Origin of the sequence: Micromonospora sp. NPDC051006 (assembly GCF_044456245.1) — a bacterium.
Lineage (GTDB): Bacteria > Actinomycetota > Actinomycetes > Mycobacteriales > Micromonosporaceae > Micromonospora.
This window is the reverse complement of the sequence record NZ_JBITFP010000022.1, coordinates 49,975-65,107: the sequence shown is the minus strand read 5'-3', so window position 1 is coordinate 65,107 and position 15,133 is coordinate 49,975. Positions and strand designations below refer to the sequence as shown.

The 15,133-nt window shown below is 71.4% G+C and carries 17 protein-coding genes; 7 read left to right on the top strand and 10 right to left on the bottom strand.

Annotated features, from left to right (window positions below; genetic code table 11):
• Positions 1 to 14: 14 nt before the first annotated feature.
• The 5 genes from ACIBBA_RS26505 to ACIBBA_RS26485 all read right to left on the bottom strand — a co-directional run bounded on the left by ACIBBA_RS26505 (position 15) and on the right by ACIBBA_RS26485 (position 3,805).
• Positions 15 to 419 (bottom strand): cupin domain-containing protein, encoded by a 405-nt coding sequence (locus ACIBBA_RS26505; protein ID WP_396700640.1) that lies wholly within the window; start codon positions 417 to 419, stop codon positions 15 to 17.
• 41 nt (positions 420 to 460) lie between these two features.
• On the bottom strand, positions 461 to 1,858 hold the full coding sequence (locus tag ACIBBA_RS26500; protein ID WP_396700639.1) for a PLP-dependent aminotransferase family protein: 1,398 nt from the start codon (positions 1,856 to 1,858) through the stop codon (positions 461 to 463).
• A 140-nt stretch (positions 1,859 to 1,998) separates the two neighbouring features.
• Entirely contained in the window at positions 1,999 to 2,883 is an 885-nt protein-coding gene (locus ACIBBA_RS26495) for an RNA polymerase sigma-70 factor (RefSeq protein WP_396700638.1), read from the bottom strand.
• 114 nt (positions 2,884 to 2,997) lie between these two features.
• Positions 2,998 to 3,360 (bottom strand): hypothetical protein, encoded by a 363-nt coding sequence (locus ACIBBA_RS26490; RefSeq protein ID WP_396700637.1) that lies wholly within the window; start codon positions 3,358 to 3,360, stop codon positions 2,998 to 3,000.
• Positions 3,361 to 3,370: 10 nt separating this feature from the next.
• A complete protein-coding gene (locus ACIBBA_RS26485) occupies positions 3,371 to 3,805 on the bottom strand; it encodes a hypothetical protein (protein ID WP_396700636.1) in 435 nt (144 codons plus the stop codon).
• Positions 3,806 to 3,980: 175 nt separating this feature from the next.
• On the opposite strand from ACIBBA_RS26485, the gene ACIBBA_RS26480 reads away from it, so the two are divergent.
• From ACIBBA_RS26480 to ACIBBA_RS26460, 5 genes are all read left to right on the top strand, one after another.
• On the top strand, positions 3,981 to 4,598 hold the full coding sequence (locus ACIBBA_RS26480) for a copper resistance protein CopC (RefSeq protein ID WP_396700635.1): 618 nt from the start codon (positions 3,981 to 3,983) through the stop codon (positions 4,596 to 4,598).
• 152 nt (positions 4,599 to 4,750) lie between these two features.
• A complete protein-coding gene (locus ACIBBA_RS26475; protein ID WP_396700634.1) occupies positions 4,751 to 5,497 on the top strand; it encodes an SDR family oxidoreductase in 747 nt (248 codons plus the stop codon).
• The gene (locus ACIBBA_RS26470; RefSeq protein WP_350874646.1) at positions 5,494 to 5,937 is read left to right on the top strand and encodes a hypothetical protein; all 444 of its coding nucleotides are present in this window, start codon (positions 5,494 to 5,496) and stop codon (positions 5,935 to 5,937) included. The genes ACIBBA_RS26475 and ACIBBA_RS26470 overlap by 4 nt, the downstream gene beginning before the upstream one ends.
• Before the next feature lie 121 nt (positions 5,938 to 6,058).
• Entirely contained in the window at positions 6,059 to 6,235 is a 177-nt protein-coding gene (locus tag ACIBBA_RS26465) for a hypothetical protein (RefSeq protein ID WP_350874645.1), read from the top strand.
• Between the two features lie 138 nt (positions 6,236 to 6,373).
• Positions 6,374 to 7,363, top strand: a complete 990-nt coding sequence (locus ACIBBA_RS26460) for a hypothetical protein (protein WP_396700633.1) — start codon at positions 6,374 to 6,376, stop codon at positions 7,361 to 7,363.
• 91 nt (positions 7,364 to 7,454) lie between these two features.
• Here ACIBBA_RS26460 and ACIBBA_RS26455 read toward each other — a convergent pair whose 3' ends face one another.
• The 4 genes from ACIBBA_RS26455 to ACIBBA_RS26440 all read right to left on the bottom strand — a co-directional run bounded on the left by ACIBBA_RS26455 (position 7,455) and on the right by ACIBBA_RS26440 (position 12,566).
• A complete protein-coding gene (locus tag ACIBBA_RS26455) occupies positions 7,455 to 9,281 on the bottom strand; it encodes an acyl-CoA dehydrogenase (RefSeq protein WP_396700632.1) in 1,827 nt (608 codons plus the stop codon).
• A 57-nt stretch (positions 9,282 to 9,338) separates the two neighbouring features.
• Positions 9,339 to 10,868 (bottom strand): AAA family ATPase, encoded by a 1,530-nt coding sequence (locus ACIBBA_RS26450; RefSeq protein ID WP_396700631.1) that lies wholly within the window; start codon positions 10,866 to 10,868, stop codon positions 9,339 to 9,341.
• A 118-nt stretch (positions 10,869 to 10,986) separates the two neighbouring features.
• The gene (locus tag ACIBBA_RS26445) at positions 10,987 to 11,739 is read right to left on the bottom strand and encodes a dienelactone hydrolase family protein (RefSeq protein WP_396700630.1); all 753 of its coding nucleotides are present in this window, start codon (positions 11,737 to 11,739) and stop codon (positions 10,987 to 10,989) included.
• Positions 11,740 to 11,867: 128 nt separating this feature from the next.
• Entirely contained in the window at positions 11,868 to 12,566 is a 699-nt protein-coding gene (locus ACIBBA_RS26440) for a helix-turn-helix domain-containing protein (protein ID WP_396700629.1), read from the bottom strand.
• 58 nt (positions 12,567 to 12,624) lie between these two features.
• On the opposite strand from ACIBBA_RS26440, the gene ACIBBA_RS26435 reads away from it, so the two are divergent.
• The gene (locus tag ACIBBA_RS26435) at positions 12,625 to 13,458 is read left to right on the top strand and encodes an alpha/beta fold hydrolase (RefSeq protein WP_396700628.1); all 834 of its coding nucleotides are present in this window, start codon (positions 12,625 to 12,627) and stop codon (positions 13,456 to 13,458) included.
• 18 nt (positions 13,459 to 13,476) lie between these two features.
• Here ACIBBA_RS26435 and ACIBBA_RS26430 read toward each other — a convergent pair whose 3' ends face one another.
• Complete coding sequence (locus tag ACIBBA_RS26430; protein WP_396700627.1) at positions 13,477 to 13,953, bottom strand: SRPBCC family protein; 477 nt, start codon at positions 13,951 to 13,953, stop codon at positions 13,477 to 13,479.
• Between the two features lie 179 nt (positions 13,954 to 14,132).
• On the opposite strand from ACIBBA_RS26430, the gene ACIBBA_RS26425 reads away from it, so the two are divergent.
• Positions 14,133 to 15,077 carry an ion transporter gene (locus ACIBBA_RS26425; RefSeq protein ID WP_396700626.1) on the top strand — a complete coding sequence of 315 codons (945 nt, stop codon included), beginning with the start codon at positions 14,133 to 14,135 and terminating at the stop codon, positions 15,075 to 15,077.
• The last annotated feature ends 56 nt before the right edge of the window (positions 15,078 to 15,133 follow it).

Genomic DNA, 15,133 nt, shown 5'->3' with positions numbered 1-15,133 from the left:
ACGATGCTCCGGTATCAGTTCGGCCGGGGCGCCCGGCGGTCCTTGCGCTGTTCGAGTTCCTCGGGGCTGACAAACACCAGCATCTCCTGGTTGGGCGCGCAGACCATGACAGCCAGGAACTTGCTCGTCCGGTCCGGCAGGTTGTTGGCGGCCTGGTAGTGAATGACGTCGCCGCCGGGCTCCCAAAACGCCTCACCGGCCTTGATCACCCGTTCCGGCTCGCCCTCCAGCTCGAAGATCATCTCGCCCTCGATCATGTAGCCGAAGACCGGACCGGAGTGCCGGTGCGGCGGCGAGCCGGGGTCACCCGGCGGTAGTTCGACTGTCCCGGTCATCACGTGCGAGCCCTCTGGCAGCACCGGCGGCATGGCCGTGCCCAGCAGCACGACCTCGTTGTTTCCCATCTTCATCGTCTGCATGAATCGAACGTAGCCCGGCCCGGACCAACAGAATGGACCACTCAGCGACTATTCTGATGGACCAGTTGGCCGAGTTTGCTTAGCGCCAACTTCCACTCGTGCGACGGCGGCGCCGCGTACCCGAGGATCAGGGCCGCCGCCTGCCGCTCGTCCGCCGGATCGTGCCAGTAGCCGTTGCTGTGCAGGCCGATCAGGTGCAGGCCCTGGCCACGCCCGATCTGGATCAGCCGGCGCTCCTCGGCCGCCGAGGCCAGCGGCAGCAGCGCGTGCATGCCGGCCGCGATGCCCTCCAGTGGGGTGGTGGTCACCTCGGCGAGGCGGTCGGCCAGCTCGGCCCGGCGGCGCCGGTAGGTCAGGCGCATGCGGCGGATGTGCCGGTCGTAGTCGCCCTGCGTGAGCAGGTCGGCCATCGCGAGCTGGTCGATCGAGGAGACCGCGGCGCCGGTCTCCAGGATCACGTCCGCGAGGTCGCGGCGCAGCGGCTCGGGAACGACGAACCAGCCCAGGCGTACGCCCGGTGCCAGCGACTTGCTCGTGCTGCCGGCGTAGACGATCCGCTCCGGCGCCAGCGCCTGCATCGCGCCCACCGGCCGCTGGTCGTAGCGGAACTCCCCGTCGTAGTCGTCCTCGATCAGGAATGCGTCGTGCTTTCGCGCCCAGGCGATGAACCGGTAGCGGTGCTGCGGGGCGAGCACCACCCCGGTCGGATGCTGATGCGCCGGGGTGAGCAGCGCGGCCTGACCCACGGCCTCGTCCGGGTCGGCCCCGCCCGCGCCAACGGTGAGCGGGGTGACGGTCAGGCCCGCGGCACCGAGCACCATGCGGTGAGGGGCCAGACCGGGATTCTCGGTGGCGATGGCGCGTACGCCACGCCGGCGCAGCGCCCGCGCCAGCAGGGACAGACCCTGGGTGAATCCCGCGGTGATCACCACCGCGTCCGGGTCGCAGCGCACCCCCCGGGTGCGCGCGAGATACCCGGTCAACGCCGCCCGCAAGGCCGGCAGCCCCGTCGGCTCGGGGTAGTCCAGCGTGCCGCGCGACGCCGTCGCCAACGCCCGGCGGATGCTGCCGGCCCAGGCCGCGCGCGGAAACGAACCGAGATCAGGTAATCCCGGCCGCAACTCGATGGCCGACTCGGACGCCGTCGACGGCCGTGGTTTCCGCCGCGAGTCGGGCAGCTCATGGCGTACGTCCGCGACCCGGGTACCCGAGCCGGGCGCCGACACCAGCCACCCTTCCGCCACCAGTTGCGCGTACGCCTGCACCACCGTGCCCCGGGCCAGGCCCAGGTCGGTGGCCAGGCTCCGGCTCCCGGGCAGACGCGACCCCGCCCGCAGCCGACCGGTTCGAATGCTCTCTCGTAGCGCACTCTCCAGCGAACGACCCGGGAACCCCGCATCCCGATCGAACTCCAGATGCAGGTCGAGTGATTCGGCCATCCGCCAACGATCCCATCCGTGCGGCCGGCGCGACGTGTTCGACGACGACTCAGGCAGCTCGTCAAGCCGATCCACGGGCAGCCGCCGCTGAACCGCCGCACACCACATGCGGTCAGGTGATTCGCCTCGACACCGACGGGTTATCGCTGGAACCGGGTCAGCTTCTGCGGGTTGAGGATGATCAGCACTCGTTCGATACCGTCGGGTGAGGCGTCGACGGTGACCAACCCGACGGCGGTTCCTGCCCGCGACAGGAGGATCGCGGCCTCGCCGTTGGATTCGACGATCTCCAACGAGAGGTCGCTCCCGAACTTGCGGACCAGCCCCAGGATGTAACGCGCCACGTTGTCGCGTCCGACGATGGGCAGCTGTGCGGCCCGGACGGCGCCGCCGCCGTCGGCGTAGGAAACGGCTGTCTCGGCGAGCAGTTTCTCGAGCTGGGTCAGGTCTCCGGATCGGGCGGCGGTGAGGAATGCACGCAGCAGACGGCCGTGGTCCGCGCGGGCGACCGGATCGCGCCGCTCCTGGGCCAGGTGCATCCGGGCGCGTCGGCCGAGCTGCCGCGCGTTCGCCTCACTGATGCCGAGTACCTCGCCGACCAGCCGGAACGGGTAGTCGAACGCCTCGTGCAGCACGTACACCGCCCGCTCGGCCGGGGTGAGCCGTTCCAACAGGAGCAGCACGGCAAGTTCGAGCGACTCGTTGCGTTCGGCCTGGAACATCGGGTCGGCGGACGTGTCGACGGGCTCGGGTAGCCACGGCCCGGGATAGAACTCGCGGCGGGCGCGAGCCGATGTCGCGGCGTTCAGAGCGATTCGAGAGGTGGTCGTGATCAGGAAGCCGACCGGGTCCCGTACCTGGCTGCGATCGGTTTGCTGCCACCGAAGCCAGGCGTCCTGCACGACGTCCTCCGCCTCCGTGACGCTGCCGAGCATCCGGTAGGCGATGCCGAAGAGCCGGGGACGGACCGCGTCGAATACCCCCAGGGCGTCGATCAGTGTCCCCTCGTTCCCTAGCCCTGTCATGACTGCCCGCCTCGTCCCTTCTGTCCGCGGCTGTGCGGATGAACTCGCTCCACTGCCGATGTCGCCGCTGTCGCTGAGCACCCGCGCACAGGTGGATACCCCCGCACGGCCGTACTACAGCTTCGGCGCGTCACGCCAGGCACGCCCTCGTCGGGGCACCGGACTCGCAAGAGCGGAGTGACCTGCTCGGTCGACGATCTGGCCGTCGGTACGGCGTGGGCCCGATTCGAGTAGGTCGACACAGATCCGCACGAGCGTGCCGACGAGCCAGGTGACCGGCCTGTCGATGCTGTCCTGTTCGTCGTCCTGCATCGTGTACCAGCGGACGTACGTTTCCCGTACCGCGTATTCCGCCGCCGCGGCTGAGTCGAGCAGGCAGTGTGCGATGTTCTCGAGGAGGCGTCGTTCGGCGACGACCGCGCAGAACGTGCTGGGTAGCGGGGCCGACCGAGGTGGCCGGCGGGATTCGGGAACCATCGTTCTCCCCTCAGTGGGCGGCCGGAGCCGGCGCGACGCCGAGCCGAGCCGCTCGGCGGTCACGCAGCACCGTGAGCAGGATGATCACCAGGCCGACGAGCGCCACGGCCGCGTTTCCGGTGGTGAGGAGAATCGCCTCCCCGACGGTGGCGTTCTCCATGTTGGCGAGGTGATAGAAGAAGTGCGGCACTCCGAAGATCGAGTAGGCCGCTGCGGCGGGGATGACGAAGTGGGCCTTGGGTTTGACCGCCGCGATGCCCAGCAGCAACGCGATCGCCAGTGACGCGGTGCCGAAGTCCCGCGCGTAGTGCTCACTGAACGGCGGCGTGAGGTCCACCGTCGGGAAGTCCGTGTAGAAGCTCGCTGGCCAGATCGCGTTCCAGAGCCCGACCACGGCGTTGTCGACGAACAAGATCGCCAACGCGATGCGGATGATGACGGTCACGAGTTGTTGCTCCTTCCGCTGTCCCGACCCGGCGTCCGAGGTGTCACCGGTACGGACCGAGCAGCTCTGCGATTCGTGACAGGTCGCCGAGCGGCCGGCCCTGCTGTCACGAATCGCGGCGTCGCTCGGTCCCACCTTCGAACGCCGCGGCCGTCTGCGGCGGAGGGAGCATGCCATGTACAGACCTGTTGCCGAGGGCGTGACCGGCGAGCCGTGCATCGGCCGGGCACCTCTCATTCGTCGTACCGTCGGATTGATCGTCGCGGTCGCGCTGGCTGCTGGTCTCCCGCTGGCGGTCGCGCCGACCCCGGTGTTCGCCCACGGCGCGACGCACTCGATCACGCCGGCGGACGGTGCCGCGCTCCCGACCGCCCCGCGCCGGGTCGAGGTGGTGTTCGCCGCCGCGATCACCCCGGAGAGCACCGTCACGATCATGGACCGCACGGGAACGGACTGGGCCGGCGGCCGGCCGGCCGTCAGAGGCGCGACGCTGGTCCAGCCGGTGGACGCTGGTATGCCCGACGGCGGGTACGAGATCAGCTGGCGCGCAACCTTCACCGACGGACACCCGGTGGCCGGCAGGGCCGGGTTCACCGTGGGGGCGGGCGCGGCGGCGAACCCCTTCCGAGCCCGGGTCACCCACGGTGGAGTGGTCGCGTTCTACGCCGCCGCAGGCGTGGCCGTACTCGCTCTCCTTGTCGCGATCATGACGCTTTCCCGCGTTGTCTACACCGCCGGCAGGCCTAGCTCGCCGGCCTCGGCGCGGGGCGAGCGTGAGCAGCCCACGCTTTAGGGCGTTTGGCTGAACTTCGGCCTTGGCGGGAAGTCAGATAGGTAGGACCAACAGTGCTGGCACAGCGGTTGATGTCTCCTTCACACCGGCGCCCGGACCCGGGCGACGCACCACTGCAGCGTCACGGCTGACGCGGATCGGGAGTTACTTCAGTGCGTATCGCGGTAGCCGGCGGGACCGGCTGGGTCGGAAGACGCGTCGTCGACACCGTCGAGGCTGCCGGCCACGAGCCCGTCGTGCTCGCCCGCTCGACAGGCGTGGACCTGATGCGCGGCTCCGGGTTGGACGACGCGCTGAGCGGCGTTGCGGTTGTGATCGATGTCAGCAACGTGGTGACGACGAGCCGGAAGAAGTCGGAGAGGTTCTTTGGCAGGGCGACCGGCAACCTGCTCGCGGCCGGCCAGCGCGCCGGTGTGCGGCACCACGTCGTTCTGTCGATCGTCGGCGTCGACCGGGTGAATTTCGGCTACTACGCAGGCAAGCGACGCCAGGAGGCGCTCGTTCTCGACGGCCCGGTACCCGCGACGGTGCTCCGCTCGACCCAGTTCTACGAGTTCGCGGCGCAGGCGGTCGCCTATGGCGGACCGGTCGCCGTGGTGCCCCAGATGCTCAGCCAGCCGATCGCGGCCCACGAGGTCGCCCGCTGCCTGGTCGACCTCGCCTTGGCAAACCCGGCCGGCTTGGTGTCGGACATCGCCGGCCCACAGCAGCTGAGAATGCCGGACATGGCTCGCCGCCTGCTGCGTGCCGGGGGCAGTCGCCGCGTCGTCCTGCCGCTCCGCCTTCCGGGACGCACCGGTCAGGCCATCGCCGGAGGTGGCCTGCTGCCCGCCGGGCCCGGCCCCCGAGGCCAGCAGACCTTCGACGAGTGGCTGGCGAGCCCGGCGGCTCTGCGGTGACCGCGCTGATCCGGATCGCCCTGGCCGTCCTTTTCCTCGACGAACTCGTCGTCGGGTTCTGGAACCAGGCCTTTCCCGAGAGCTTCTACAGGAACTTCCCGACCGTCACCCTCACCCCGCCGTTCAGCGAGCACTACGCGCGAGACTTCGGCGGAGCCACCCTCGGCCTCGCCGTCGTCCTCGGCATAGCGTTCGTCGCGCCTCGCGCCGTGTTCACCATCCCCGCGGCGGCGGCCTTCTCGACCTTCGCCATACCCCACTTCTTCTTCCACGTGACCCATCTCGACCACGCCACCCGTGGCGAGGCCGTGTTCCTCACGGCTGGCAATGCCGTCGTCGCCCTGCTCGGCCTTCTCGTCATCGCCCTGACGCTTGTCCGGGACGCCAGGCATCGCCGACGGCACGGCGTCGAACGGCCCCCGAGCGGAGCCGGATCTTGAGGTACTGCGACCTTCGGTGAGAACCGAGACGTCCGCCCAGCTCAGGCATGGTGTGAGCCGTACCGGGAAGGACGGCCGGGAAGCCGCCCGTCGCGCGGGCGGCCGGCACAGGAGGTGGAAGATGCGGGCCATGCTCTGGGTCGTCGGCGTGATCGCCGGCGCGCTCATCCTGCTCGGGCTACTCCTCGAAGCGGTCCGCTGGCTGGTGATCATCGGTGCGGTCGCCCTGGTCGTGGTGGTCGTGCTGGGTGTGCTGAAGGCCTGGCAGTTGATGCATCACTCCCCTGGACGCCGCTGAGGCGCGGCCGCCGGCCGATTCCTCCCCGTTTTTGGTTCTGTCGGAAACCCGACCGCCCGCAACCTAATCATGGGTCTTCACGTGTTGCGTGCAACATGTGTCCGGATCACCGGGCGCAGCCGCACGGGGGAGGAACCCATGACCCACATCGCCCGCCGCCGGGTGCTCGCCGGCGTCGCCGCCGGCCTGCTCACCGCGTCGCTCGGTGTCGCCACCGGATCCGGAGCCGCATCCGCGGAGTCCGTCCGGCCCTGCTCAGTCAGCCCGCTGCCCTACCCGGCCGACTCGTACCGGGCTTCGGCCGACGCGATCGCCCCCACCGGCCGGTTCATCGCCGGGTCCGGCCTGCGCACCAGCGGCCCGGTGAACGAGCCGCTGTTGCTGCTCTGGGAGGGCTTCCGGCTCACCACCGTGGTGTCGCCGCTCGTCGAGACCGTGGTGGACGTCAACAACGACGGCGTCGTGGTCGGCTACGGCTGGGTGAACGGCCACAGCCAGCCGTGGCGTTACCGCGACGGGCAGGTGCAGCCGCTGCCGGTGCCGCCCGGCTCCCAGGGCACCGTGGTCACGGCGATCAACACCGCCGGGGACGTCGTCGGGCACAGCAACCTCGCGACGACCGGCGAGTTCATCTCGGTGATCTGGCCGGCGGCGCGGCCGGGCACGGTCGAGGTGCTCGACGCACCCGCCGGGGCAATGGCGAGTGGCATCATCGACGACGGCACCATCGTCGGCACCGCCGGCTACCTCGGTGCGTCGACCGGCTGGATCCGTCACCCGGACGGCAGGCTCGCCGAGCTGACCATGCCCGACTCCCTGTCCACCACGGTCAACGGCGCGGGCGGTCACTGGGCGATCGGGCTCGCCAACCAGGGCGGCAGCAATTCCACGAAGGTCCGGTGGGACCTGCGGACCGGCGTCGGGACGGCCCTCGACCCGCGGCTGCCTGTGGTCAGCGACGTGAACGCCGCCGGCGTGGTGGTCGGCGGTGACCGGCTCACCCGGGGCGGCGGCTCGGTGCTGCTGCCGGGCGGCGGCGGGGCACGGGCGATCGCCGACAACGGCGTGGTGGTGGGCTTCCGCAACAACGACGGCGACGTTCGCCCGATCCGCTGGATCGGCTGCTGATCGAGCGCCGCTGACCTGCCGCACCGCACGTCAACGGTAGTGGTCGCCGGCCGTCCCCCGGGACGGCCGGCGGCGACCGTTCGCCCCGATGTCAGAACCAGTCGTCGCGCATCTCCAGCGTGGTCCGGTCGAGGCTGGCCAGCAGGTCGAACTGTGGGCCGGTGCGGGGCAGCTCGTACCGGAAGAAGTAGCGGGCGGCCTGGCGCTTACCGGCGTGCAGGTCGGCGTCCCCGGAGGCGGCGTCTCCCCCGGCGCCCCCCGCCGCCTCGACGGCGAGCAGCTGCTCCAGCCACATCCAGGCGATCACCACGTGACCGACCGCCTCCAGGTAGAGGCTGGCGTTGGCGAGCGCGACCTCCGGGTCGCCGCCGGCCCAGAGCCGGCGGGTGACGGCGGTGACCCGGTCCACCGCGGCGCCGAGCTGCCCGGCAAGCTGCGCGGCCTCCCCCTCGAGCGTTCCGGCCCGGCGCACCGTGTCGCCGATCGTCTCGACCAGCAGCGCCAGGCCCGCCCCGTCGCGCATGGTGACCTTGCGGCCGAGCAGGTCCAGCGCCTGAATGCCGTGGGTGCCCTCGTGGATCGGGTTGAGCCGGTTGTCCCGCCAGTGCTGCTCCACGTCGTGGTCGCGGGTGTATCCGGCGCCGCCGTGCACCTGGATCGCCAGGTCGTTGGCGGCCAGGCACCACTGCGCCGGCCAGCTCTTGGTGATCGGGGTGAGTACGTCCAGCAGCAGGCGAGCCCGGTCGCGCTCCGCCGGTTGCGGCGCGGTCTTCTGCTCGTCGAGCAGCCGTCCGCAGTAGAGCACGAGTGCCAGTGCGCCCTCCACGTAGCTTTTCTGCGCCAGCAGCATCCGCCGCACGTCCGGGTGGCCGATGATCGGCATCTGCGGCACGCCCGGGTCCTTCCCGGCGAGCGGACGGCCCTGCGGCCGCTGCCGGGCGTACTCCAGGGACTTCAGGTAGCCGGTGTAGCCGAGCGCGGTGGCGCCGGCGCCGACCCCGATCCGCGCCTCGTTCATCATGTGGAACATCTGCGCGAGACCCTGGTGCGGCTCGCCGACCAGGTGACCGACCGCGCCCGGGCGCCCGTGCGGGCGGTGCGCGCCGTCGCCGAAGCTGAGCAGCGTGTTGGTGGTGCCCCGGTAGCCCATCTTGTGGTTGAGCCCGACCAGTGCGACGTCGTTGCGCGCGCCGAGCGCACCGTCCGGGCCGACCAGCACCTTCGGCACGACGAAGAGCGAGATGCCCTTCACGCCGGGCGGGCCGCCGGGGATCTTGGCCAGCACCAGGTGGACGATGTTCTCGGCCAGCTCGTGGTCCCCGCCGGAGATCCACATCTTGGTTCCGTGCAGCCGATACGTGCCGTCGTCCTGCGGCTCGGCGCGGGTGGTGATGTCGGCCAGCGAGCTGCCCGCCTGCGGCTCGGAGAGGCACATGGTGCCGAAGAACCGGCCCTGCACCATCGGACGCACCCAGGTGTCGATCTGCTCCGCGCTGCCGTGCGCGAGCAGCAGGTTGGCGTTGCCGAGGGTGAGGAACGGGTACGCCGAGGTGCCCACGTTGGCCGCCTGGAACCAGGCGAAGCAGGCCGCCGCGACGGTGTGCGGCAGCTGCATTCCGCCGACCGACTCGTCCAGGCTGGACGCGAGCAGCCCGGTCTCGGCGAAGACGTCCAGCGCCGCCTTCACCTCGGGGATGAGCCGCACCCGGCGGCCGTCGAAGGTGGGCTCGGCGAGGTCCGCCGCGCGGTTGTGCGGCGCGAAGTGCTCGGTGGCCACCCGTTCGGCCAGCTCCAGCACCGCGTCGAAGGTCTCCCGGGAGTGCTCGGCGTAGCGTGGCCGCTCGGTCAGCCGGGTGACGTCCAGCCAGTCGTACAGCAGGAACCGCAGGTCACGACGGCAGAGCAGGGTGGACGACACGGGTCTCCTCTCGAGCGTCCCCGGCGACCGGAGGCCGCCGCGGGCCGGGCGGGCGGCTCAGCCGTGACGCAGCCCGGCGATCGCCTCCCGCAGGTCATCCTGGCCGATCGGCCCGACCGGTGCAGCACCCGTCGCCTCACCCATCGCCTTGGCCAGTTGGACCCGCCGGAGCACCTCGCGGAGGTCCGCACCGGTCAGCCCGGGGCTGACCGCGGCCAGCCCGGCCGGGTCGATGTCGTCGGCGAACATCCGGAACCCGGACGACTCGTGCCGGTCGACCAGGTCCCGGATCATCCTGGTGATGATCGCGGCACGACCGGCCTCGTCGGGCGGCGGGATCGACAGCTTCACGTCGAAGCGGCCGGAGCGGATCAGCGAGGCGTCCACCCGCTGGGGGAAGTTGGTGGTGGCCACCACGATCACGTTCGGGTTCTCCTCGATCAGGGTGTTCATCTCCTGCTTGAAGATTCCCGCCACCGCGTTGACCGCCTGGCTCGCGGCGTCCCCACCGGCCCCGGCGTAGCTGATGATGCTGTCGAACTCGTCGAAGAGCAGCACCGTCGGCTCGCGGTAGCGGCGCGCCTCGCGGAAGATCTGCTTGATGTTCCGCTCGGAGCCACCGAGCCACTTGTCCAGGATCTCCGGGGTGCGGATCTCCCGGAACTCCGCGCCGATCTCGTTGGCCAGCGCCCGGGCCAGCATGGTCTTGCCGGTGCCCGGCGGGCCGTACAACAGGATTCCCTGCGGCCGGCGGGCGCCCCAGCGCGCCATCACCTGCGGATGCCGGAACGAGATGGCGATCTCCCGGAACCGGGCGACGACCTCGTCCAGGCCGCCGACCTGGTCGAGGCTCACCGCCTCGCTGCGCGGCGCCGGCCGCGCTCGGGTCGGTGCGACCGGCCGGGCCAGCACGTACGTCCCGCCGCGCAGCGCGCGCGGCTCCGGGTCGTCACCGACGATCTCCCGGACCACCTGCAGCACCACGGTGACCAGCGCCCGCAGGTGCGCCGGGGTGACCGCCGAGGCGACCGCGGCGGCGCGCACGGTGACCAGCCGGCCGCCGCCGACCGCCGGCTCGTCGCTGATCTCCGGATCCAACCCCAGCTCCGCGGCGGCGCGCAGCACCGCGACACCGGCCGGGTCGCCGACCGGCGGGCGCTCGGCCACCGCGGCCGGCGCCGGCCGGTCCAGGCCCAGGCGCCGGGAGGCCTCGACAGCCATCCGGCCGGCCCGGACGGCCAACGGCCCGACCGGGGCGCCGGTCGCGGCCAGACGCCGCACGAGCAGCATGCCGGCCGGGCCGGCGGCGCCGGCGGCGAGCCAGCGCAGCGGATGCTCGGGCCTGATGGGCGGGGCGGTACGGATGATGGCGGCCATCCGGCACCGCTGCACGCCGTCGACGACTGTCGGGGCCAGCGTGAAGCCGACCTGGTCGACCGGAGCCGGGAACGGGCCCTCCAGTCGCACCTCGACCGGCCCGGTGCGGGCCGCCGCGAGCAGGGCGTCGGGGTCGACGATGGTGACCTGGCAGCCGAACAGCTCAACGGTGTCGGCGCCCGGTCGCAGGCCGTGATCCGGTTCCGGCATGGGCATCCCCGTTTCTCGAACGGCGCTGACCAGCGAAGTCTGACACCTGCCCACGGCACTCGCCACCGGACGACAGCCGCGGTACGCCTGCTCGCCCGGGCGCGACGCGGGCCCGGGGTCAGCGGCGGAAGGTGCGCTCGAGCAGGTCGAACATCGCGTTCCAGTGCCGCTCGGTGGCCTGCTCGTCGTACGACGCGGTGTCGGCCATGGTGAAGCCGTGGCTAGCGCCCGGGTACACCTCGGAGCGGTACCGCGTTCCGGCGGCGTCCAACGTCCGCTCCAGCTCCGCGATCTGCTCGGCGGTCATCGACCCGTCCTGGTCGGCGTGCGCGAAGTACAGCTCGCCGGTGACCGCGCCGACGCCCCGGTGCGGGCTGTCGGGCGCGTCGGTGACCACCCGGCCGGCGTGGAAGCTGGCCAGCGCGGCGATCCGGTTCGGGTACGCCTCGATGGCCCGCAGCGCGTTCATCCCGCCCATGCAGTACCCGACGGCGGCGACCGGACCCTGCGCGACGTCGTCGCGGGCGGCGAGGAAGTCCAGGTACGCCCCGGTGTCGCGGTCGACCACCTCGGGGGTCAACGCCATGATGTGCGGCGTGATCTCGCCGAACAGGGCGCCCCGGTGCTCCGGCTCGGCGAGCCGGGACAGGTCGAACAGCGGCGTCCGGCCGGCCCGGTAGAACAGGTTGGGCACCAGCACGAGGTAGCCCCGCGCGGCGATCCGTTCGGCCATCTCGGCCAGCCGGGGCCGCAGCCCGAACGCGTCCATGAAGACCAGCACGGCCGGGAAGGGGCCGTCGCCGTCCGGCCGGACGAGGTACGCGTCCGCGACCCCGTCCGCGGTCTTCACGTCCACCGTGGTCGTCTGCACCCGCAACCCCTTTGTCCGGAAACCGTCGTCCCGCCGCACGCTACCCCTCGCTGTTCACCCGCTTCGACAGGCCCCGGAAGCCGTCGGTACGGCTGGTCGCGACGCCCTGCCCGGCGGTGCGGAGGGGCTCACGACCCCTCCGGGTGGTCGGTGCCGAGCAGGCCGGTCAGCAGGCCGCGCAGCGTCCGCTCGAAGAGGTCCGTCGCGGGTGCGGACGCCGGTGGTTGGCGGAACGCCGCCACCAGGTGCGGGTACGCCGCGAGGTCGAAGCCGGCGAAGGTGAACGGCGGGGCGGCTGCCTCGTTACGGGCGAAGAGGCTGACCACACCGGTCATCATCGCGATCGCCTCGAACTTCGCGGCGATGGGGCGGCGTACGGGAGTCATGACCCGCAGGCAGTTGTCGAACCAGGCCAGCGCCTCCGGCCCGATGCCGGAGGGCCGGTGGATGACGTCGATGAGCCATCGGTGGCGCTGGAACAGGGCCAGTTGCCGGCGGGCCAGCAGCAGCAGGTCGTCCAACCAGTCGCCGTCGGTCTCCGGATAGGGCCGCAGCTCCCCCACCACCCGGTCGGTCATCAGGTCAAGCAGGTCGTCGCGGGACGAGAGGTACCGGTAGAGCGAGCCGGCGCCGGTGCCCAGCGCGGCGGCGACCGCCCGCATCGACACCGCGGCGAGGCCGTCGGTGTCGGCCAGGGCGATGGCAGCGGCCACGATCGCGTCGCGGCTGTGCGCCGGGGCGGGACCGCGACTGCCGCGCTCGGCTCGGATCCAGATCGGTTGTCGCCCGGAGTCACCGTCGCCGGGAGAGGTGGATGCGTCGCTCACCGATTCACTGTAAACTGCAAACGACGTTCGCAGTTTAGGTAGCAGGAGGTGGCGGGTCATGACGCGGATCACCGCACGGGACGGCGCGAGCATCGTGCTGCACACGACGGGCACCGGTCCGGGGATCGTGGTGGTGCACGGCGGAGGCGTCACCATCGACGTCTACCGCCGACTGGCGGCGGCGCTGGCCGACCGGTTCACGGTGCACCTCTACAACCGGCGCGGGCGGGCGGACGCCCCGCCCAGGTCGGAGCCCTACCACTTCGAGCAGGACATCGACGACCTCGCCGTGGTGCTGGAGCAGACCGGCGCCCGCAACGTCATCGGGCACAGCTCCGGCGGTTTCATCGCGATGCGGGCCGCGCTCCGGCTGCCGATCGACCGGCTCGCGCTCTACGACGCGGCGATCTCCATCGACGGCGGGTTTCCCGCCGACTGGTTGGACGCCGCGGTCGAGGCGCTGCGCGCCGGCGACACCGCCCGGGGCATGGCCATCACCGCGGGCGGCATCAACACCCAGTCGGCGTCGGCGAAGCTCCCGCTCGGCGTGCAGACCGCGATCTGCCGGCTGTTCCTGCGTACCCCGATCGGGCGGAGCATGGGCGAGCTGCTGCCGATGACCCTGGACGAGTCGCGCCTGATCCACGAGCACGACGGCCCCGCCGACCAGTACGCCGGAATCACCGCCGAGGTGCTGCTGGCGTGCGGCGCCGACGGGCCTCCCTACTACCCGCAACTCAACGAGGCGCTCGCCCGGGTGCTGCCACGCGCCCGGACCCTGATCGTGCCCCGCAGCGGCCACGACGCCATCAACCGGGCGCGTCCGAGACTCGTCGACCCGTTCGCCGCGTTCTTCGCCGCTCCGGTGACGCCGGAACGGGCGCACCTCTGACGGTCACGCCGACGCCGGTCACCCGGGGCGGCCACGTCCCGCCCCGACGTGACCGGCGAGAAACGCGTTGCGCCGCGTGATGAGTCGGCGCAGATACGGTCGCAGGACAAGGCTGGCCACGATGGCGCCGACGGGCCCCATCGGAGCGCTGAACTCGATGACGTCCCGCATGATCGTGACCGATGGGTCGAGCGGATCCGGCGTGAAGACGTGCTGGTGGCGCCATCGCCGGAACGGGCCGCGGACCTGCTCGTCGGTGAAGCCGTTCGGCCGCTGATAGTCCGTGATCCGAACGGTCATGCGCCAAGGGATGCCGAAGTGCCGCGCTTCCCAGGTAACGACATCCCCCGCCGTCAGCTGGCCGCTCGTGACGCCGTCGACCGCACGCTCGACACTGGCGCCCATCGACTCGGTATGCAGACCGACGTCCAGGCAGGCGTCGAACACTGCCTCCGGCGCTGCTCTCACCGTCGTGGTCAGCTCGATGCGCGACACGCCGTTCACCCTAGGCGGGTAGCTCGCTCACCCTGGCGCGGCCTCCGCTGGCGCCTTGGCGAGGCAACGACCTTGGCTAGGCTGTTCGGCATGCCCGTACGCCGCCCGCACCGCGACGATGCCGGCCAGAGGTGGGCCCAGACCGCGGCGTCGACGCGTACGACGGGACTGGCGACCCGGTGACTGGACCACCCGCGCCTGCCCAGCGGGGCAAGCCGGCCGCGCCCGCCCGCCGCCCAGGGCTGGCCGCCGCCTGCGATCGACTGGCCCGGTCCCGTCCCTTCGAGATCGGCATCGTCGTCGTCATCCTCGCCAACGGGGTGGTCCTCGGTCTGGAGACCTATCCGGACCTGGTGGCGGCGGGCGCGGCGCTGCACGGGCTGGAGCTGTTCTTCCGCGCCGTCTTCGTCGTCGAGATCGCCATCCGGCTGGTGGCCTACGGGCGTCGGCCGCAGGACTTCTTCCAGCACGGCTGGAACGTGTTCGACTTCGCGGTGATCACGGCGATCTTCATACCGGGCCTGCACGGCGACCCGGCCCTGCTGCGCGTGGTGCGGGTCGCCCGGATGGTCAGGTTGGTGCGGTTCTCTCCGGGGCTGCGCACCATCGTCTCCGCACTGTGGCGCAGCCTGCCGGGCGTCGGCGGTTTCCTCGCCCTGGCCGTGGTGACCCTCTACGTGTACGGCATGGCCGGCTGGCTCATCTTCGGCAGCACCTATCCGGAGCAGTACGGTGACATCGGCCGGTCCCTGCTGACGCTGTTCGTGCTGCTGTCCCTGGAGACGCTGCCGGACCTGATCGAGCAGGGCATGGCGATCTCGCCGTGGACCCTGCTCTACTACGTCAGCTACGTCGTGATCACCGTGAATCTGCTGCTCAACATCCTCATCGCGGTCATCGTCAACTCGATGGAGGAGGCACGCCGGTTGGAGATGACCGAGCGGCTCGCCCCCGGGTACGACGAGGACGGCGACGGCGTACCGGACGAGGTGGACCGCATCGCGCTGACCCAGCGGCTCGACGACCTGCGGGCGGTCATCGCCGAGCTGGAGCGGGAACTGCGGATCGACCGCGACGACGGGCACGGCCGGGCGCACCGCCAGGACGCCACCGCCCGCCGTTGAGCAGGCAACCGAGCGTGCCGCACCCACCTGAGGCGGCCCGCGCGCCCGGTCCCGAC